General features: G+C 40.8%; 5 protein-coding genes. 2 read left to right on the top strand and 3 right to left on the bottom strand.

The features are described from left to right. Positions 1–459: 459 nt before the first annotated feature. The 3 genes from MRZ08_RS06470 to MRZ08_RS06460 are packed head-to-tail and all read right to left on the bottom strand — an operon-like array spanning position 460 to position 3,248. A complete protein-coding gene (locus MRZ08_RS06470) occupies positions 460–2,199 on the bottom strand; it encodes a phosphoenolpyruvate carboxykinase (protein WP_297380782.1) in 1,740 nt (579 codons plus the stop codon). Positions 2,200–2,251: 52 nt separating this feature from the next. Then, positions 2,252–2,572 (bottom strand): AzlD domain-containing protein, encoded by a 321-nt coding sequence (locus MRZ08_RS06465; protein ID WP_297380780.1) that lies wholly within the window; start codon positions 2,570–2,572, stop codon positions 2,252–2,254. After that, entirely contained in the window at positions 2,565–3,248 is a 684-nt protein-coding gene (locus tag MRZ08_RS06460) for an AzlC family ABC transporter permease (RefSeq protein ID WP_297380779.1), read from the bottom strand. Before MRZ08_RS06460 ends, MRZ08_RS06465 begins: the two co-directional genes overlap by 8 nt. Before the next feature lie 119 nt (positions 3,249–3,367). Between MRZ08_RS06460 and MRZ08_RS06455 the strand changes: the two genes are divergently transcribed. Next, positions 3,368–4,741, top strand: a complete 1,374-nt coding sequence (locus MRZ08_RS06455) for an FAD-dependent protein (RefSeq protein WP_297380777.1) — start codon at positions 3,368–3,370, stop codon at positions 4,739–4,741. After that, a partial coding sequence (locus tag MRZ08_RS06450) for an alpha/beta fold hydrolase (protein ID WP_297380774.1) occupies positions 4,742–5,545 on the top strand: 804 nt, incomplete at its 3' end.

Raw genomic sequence — 5,545 nt, 5'->3', positions numbered from 1 at the left:
CGAACGAAGTGAGAGATCTACAGTCTATGATGACATGTGGATTATTAAGTTTAAGTAATTTACTTTAATACTTATCTTAATAGATTTCACACCAAACATGTCCCAAGGTTCTGCAGACCTCTCGTCGCTTCCCTGTGGAAGCTCTGCCGAGGTGGCAACAAGGAATCCCGACTTTCCTACAACCCTTATCCCGACCAGCCCACAGCCCTTATCCCAATTGTAGTGGAGGGCTTTCTTAGAGATGTCTCGACTCCGCTCGACATAAGGGAGTGTGAGGCTCCCTAACTTTCTTTATTCCTTATCCCGACCGTAATGGAGGGATCTCATGGAGATGTCTCGGCTCCGCTACGCTACGCTCGACATAAGGGGAAGTGGGGCTTGATATTTTCTAAGCCTTGTATTTTCAAAAACAAAAAAACTCCCCTAACCATATTTCTTACTGGCTAGGGGAGTTTATTTCTATAGAGATTTTATTATTTCAAAAAGTTCTCTTGCGGATTTCTTTGGGCCTTCGCTTTCCATATTGTCTATGGCAAGTTGGGTCCTTATTGTTCCTACTTTTATTTTGTTTTCGAAAAGCTTATCGAAGTATTCTTTGATTAGCTTATCGCACATTTCTTGTTTTTGGTAAGGGCCGAATGGATTTGCGAAGTAGGATTTGACTAGTCCTTCTTCTGTTGTTGTTCCCTTGGCCATTCTTGCACCTTCTTTGAAGACTTTTATAGCTTCTTCTTCGTTTTCGAATAGGCTAATTGACTTCTCACCTTCTTCTAGCGCATCGTAGTTGTTGGCATATAGGAAGAAGTCTACGTGATAGCCTTCCATGATTTGTTTATGGTCTGCTACTGGCATGATTAGCCTTGCGTTTACCTTATCAGGATTCATAAAGATGGACCTATCTATTTGCTTGAAGGCATAGCCTGAATCTAGGTCGTCGAGCCTTACGAAGGCACCGATTTCTGTTCCGTAGGCATAAACATCATTGCCATTTAGTCGGAAGGATCCCATATCGTCAAAAATTACCGTCATGTCACGGATGTATTCTTTGGCAAGGGACCTGAAGGCTTCGATTGATTCGCTCTTTCCTGCTCCGGAGTCTCCGAGAATTACTATATTTGCACTCTTGCCGTTTTGTAGGACGACATTGACGCCTGCTCCGTGGATTGGGAGGAAGCCTCTTTTCATGGAGATGATGTTGTTAAGGGTTAGGCACATTTTCTTTAGATAGCCAAAGTAGTCCTTCTTGTCACAGAAGTTACAGTAGCCTATGAATAGGTCGTTCTCCTTATCTTCATAGAAGATATCAAGGTCCCTATCGTCCTTTACTCCAAAGACATAAATTCCATCAGGCTTGGTATTTACAACCTCTTCCTCATCGCATAATTCGAATAAGTTAGAGGCAGATATGCCGTGGGTGATGTAGTCTTGGTGGAAGTAGACATAGATTAGGTTATCTGCAATTTTTGCTGGATAGCAGAGGTATTCGTCTGTGTCTATTTCGATGTTTTCGATTGGATTGTCGAAGACTTCCTTGAAGAACCCATCACGCTTGTTGGATTTGGTGTAGGTTATGTAAGGAGTTTCGATCATTACTTTTGTTATAAATGGAATCTTGTTGAGCCATTTTAGGTATTCTGGATAGTCGATTTTGGACTTTCTTACTATAACAGAAGAGTTGGCTCCTGCTGGTACTTGTCTAAAGACCTTTGGGTTTTCTCCTGTGATTGATACTTCGACTTTCCTGTAGATTTCTAGGATCATATCCTTAAATCTGATATTGGAACCTAGGAAGTTTTCTACTTCGAGTCCTTCCTTGTCGGCGTTTTTCTCGATAATTGAGTATCTTTCGATTTTTCTCCAATAATCGTACATGTCTTCGACAATTCTTATTAGAGCGTCACGTTCCTTGTTGAGGTCGTGGTACTTGTTGATCTTTTCACTGATCTCATCTAGGGTCATTACTGTAAGAATCTTTGTTATATCCCTAAGCTCATTTGAAAGCTGGTCTATATCACTTGCCCTGAAGAATTTCTCTAGATAAGTATAAATCCTTGTGTGATTGTCCTTGTGGAATTTGACAAAGGACCTTAGGACTTCGTAGAAGCCATCACTTCTTAGTAGGTCGTCAGTATTATTAAAGAAGGCCTTGGAGAAGTTTAGGATGGCTTTGTTGTTTGATATTGATATTTCTTTGTTCATATTAGCTCCTAATTATTCTTTTCTATTTATTACTTATTACTTTACCGTAAAACTAGACGAATACTATTTGAATTAATAGCATATAAACGATAGTTCCTACAGAAATTGACAAGAAGAGCTTCTTGAATCTAAAATGCAAGAAAATCACGACAGCTGATGCAATAATTTCAGCAAGTCCATATGGGTAATGGATAATGTCGATGTTTCTTAGGGCAAAGACAACAAGCAAGGGCATTAGGGCAAAGGGAAGGTATCTGCCGTAGTACTTTACTAGGTCTGGTAGCTTCCTCTTACTAAAAAACACAAAGGGAACGGACCTAATTATAAAGGTTGTGATAGCAGAAGCTGCTATTATCATAATCATTCTATTCATTATAATCTTCCACCTTTCCTCTTACTGCAAACAGACTCATTACTATTAATAATAGGGCAGGAATCATAAACTTATCCTTACCGAAGATTAATAGGGCTATAATTGACATGGCTAGCCCTATCATCAAAGGCCTGTGGTTTCTCGTAGCGTTGAACTGCTCTACCAAAAGCACTAGGAAAAGTGCAGTTAGGACAAAGTCTAAGCCCGTCGTGTTAAAGCTAATCATATTTCCCAAAAGGGCTCCCACATAGGAAGCTAGGGCCCAAACTAGGTAGTTGATGATGCCTATAGCTAGATAAAAGTCCCCACGATTTACTCCCTCAGCTGGCTTTATGGAAGTATCCAGGGCGAAGGACTCGTCTGATAGGGTCAGGATAAATAGTAACTTCGATCTAGAAGTCTTGAATTCTTTTAGTAAGGACAAACCATAAAACATCATCCTGATATTTACTGAAAGAGTAAGGATGATGATAGCAAGTACGGTAATGTCGGTTTTGAGCAAGGGTAACAATACAAATTGCATACTTCCAGCATACACCGTAAGTGATATAATAGGAGCGAGGATTGCAGAAAATCCTGCTTGACTAACCATGATTCCAAAGGTAAGACCAAGGAAGACATAGCCTACTATAACAGGGATAGTGTATGGGAATGCTTTCTTAAATGCTTCTCTCATAATATCTCCTTATAAAATTATATACATTCTATCACAAGATTGTTAAAAAATAAATAATAGTTTCATTAAAGACATAGAACTTGTATAATATATTAGGCTAATTATGTAAAGGAGAGTATATGAAAAAGTACGATATCGTAGTGGTAGGCGCAGGAGCAAGCGGTGCCTTCCTTGCTTATGAGCTAACCAAACTAAAAACAAATAAGAAAGTTTTGATAATAGATGGCGGTAGGAAAGTAGCTAACAGGACTTGTCCTATAACAGAAGGCAAAGTCGATCACTGTATAGGATGTAAGCCATGTAACATCATGTACGGATTCGGAGGAGCAGGAACCCTCTCAGATGGTAAATACAACATCACCACAAGCTTTGGAGGAGACCTTCACCAATACATAGGCGAGAAAAAAGCCATGGAACTTATGGAATACGTAGACTCTGTCCTAATGGATTTCGATGGGGGAGATGACCTAGAGCTTTACTCAACAGACAAAAACGACCTAAAGACCAAGTGTCTCCGTCACGACCTCCACCTTCTATCAGCCAAGGTTCGCCACTTTGGAACTGATAGAAATAAGCTAATCCTTCAAAGAATCTACGACTATGTCAAAGATACCATAGACTTCGAGTTTAACACTATGGTAGATAAGGTAGAATACGAAAACGACAAATACATCATCCACACTGGAGACGAAGTCTATGAGGCAGACGACCTAGTCCTTGCAGCAGGAAGATCAGGATCTAAGTGGATTGCAGATGTATGCGATAAGTTTGACGTAGGACTTAAGAGAAACAGAGTCGACATCGGTGTCAGAGTAGAAGTGCCTGCAGAAGTCTTCAAACACATCACAGATGATGTCTACGAAGCAAAAATCATGTATCAAACCAAACAATACAACGACGTAGTAAGGACCTTCTGTATGAACCCATATGGCCATGTAGTAACAGAAAACACCAACGGAGTTCTTACAGTAAACGGTCACTCATTCACAGACCCTAAACTTCAATCAGGAAACACCAACTTTGCCCTCCTAGTAACCAATAGATTCACCGAACCATTCGAAGACTCCAACGAATACGGCGAATCCATTGCCAAGCTTTCAAACATGCTTGGAGGAGGAGTCCTTATGCAAAGATTTGGTGACCTAGTCAAGGGCCGCCGTTCATCAGAAAGAAGAATGGCCAAGTCCTTCACCACACCAACCCTAAATGCTACAGCAGGCGACCTATCCCTAGTTATGCCAAAAAGACAACTCGATGATATAATCGAGATGATCTACCAACTAGATAAAATCGCCCCAGGAATGGCCAACGACGACACCCTACTTTACGGAATAGAAGTCAAATTCTACAACTCCGTAGTAGAGGTGGACGAAAGATTTGAAACAAATAAGAAAAGACTCTACTGCCTAGGAGACGGCTCAGGAGTAACCCACTCCCTATCCCAAGCCTCAGCCTCAGGAGTAGAAATGGCAAGAATATTAAACGAGCTATAAATGAAATACATCTACTCACAAATCAAAAAAGAAGACGGAATCATCCTAAGAGGAGTGATCAACACTCCTGATGATTTCTCAGAAGATAAGAAATACCCAACAGTAATCATCTACCACGGATTCGGAGGAGATAGGAACGGATCAAGCTTTTTTAGAGTGCAAAACGCCAGATACCTCACAGATAAGGGCTATCTAGTAGTAAGATTCGACTTTTCTGGAACATGCGAGTCTGACGGAGACTTCTACGATATGACCGTATCGAGAGAAGAAAAAGAGGCAGAACTCATCCACGAATTCGTAAAAATCAAAGCCTATGTAGACAAGGATAGGCTCTACTGGGTGGGACACTCCCTAGGTGGGGTCATAGCTACCCTTAAGGCCTATAAGCTTAAGCCAAAAGCCATGTGCCTCCTCGCACCAGCAAGCGATATGAATAACCCAGACTACATCAAAGTCATGGCCAAAACCATGTTCGAAGGCGAGATGAGAAAGAAAAAATCAGAAATAGACGGCCGCAAATCCTACGCCGAAATCATAAGAAGTGTAGAAGACGTAGATATAGGAGGAGTCAAACTTCACAAGAACTTCCTCATAGATTTCCTAAAGAAAAATATCTACGGAGCTGCCGAAAAATACAAGGGTAAGGTCCTAATCTTAAGAGGAGATGCAGACGACTTGGTATTTAACGATGCAAATGAAAAACTCCAAAAGGCCTACCCAAATGCAGTCTACGAGCAAATAGAAGGAGCAGACCACTCCTTCAAAAACGAAGACCACAGAATGATAGTCTTTGAGAAAATGTAT

It is taken from the genome of Anaerococcus sp. (assembly GCF_022770135.1).
GTDB lineage: Bacteria > Bacillota > Clostridia > Tissierellales > Peptoniphilaceae > Anaerococcus.
Note: the sequence above shows the minus strand (reverse complement) of the source record. Positions and strands in the feature narration are given on the sequence as shown.

Bases quoted from the DNA above. Each gene is read 5' to 3' on its own strand.
- MRZ08_RS06470 (WP_297380782.1), bottom strand. From the start codon at position 2,199: ATGAACAAAGAAATATCAATATCAAACAACAAAGCCATCCTAAACTTC.
- MRZ08_RS06465 (WP_297380780.1), bottom strand. From the start codon at position 2,572: ATGAATAGAATGATTATGATAATAGCAGCTTCTGCTATCACAACCTTT.
- MRZ08_RS06460 (WP_297380779.1), bottom strand. From the start codon at position 3,248: ATGAGAGAAGCATTTAAGAAAGCATTCCCATACACTATCCCTGTTATA.
- MRZ08_RS06455 (WP_297380777.1), top strand. From the start codon at position 3,368: ATGAAAAAGTACGATATCGTAGTGGTAGGCGCAGGAGCAAGCGGTGCC.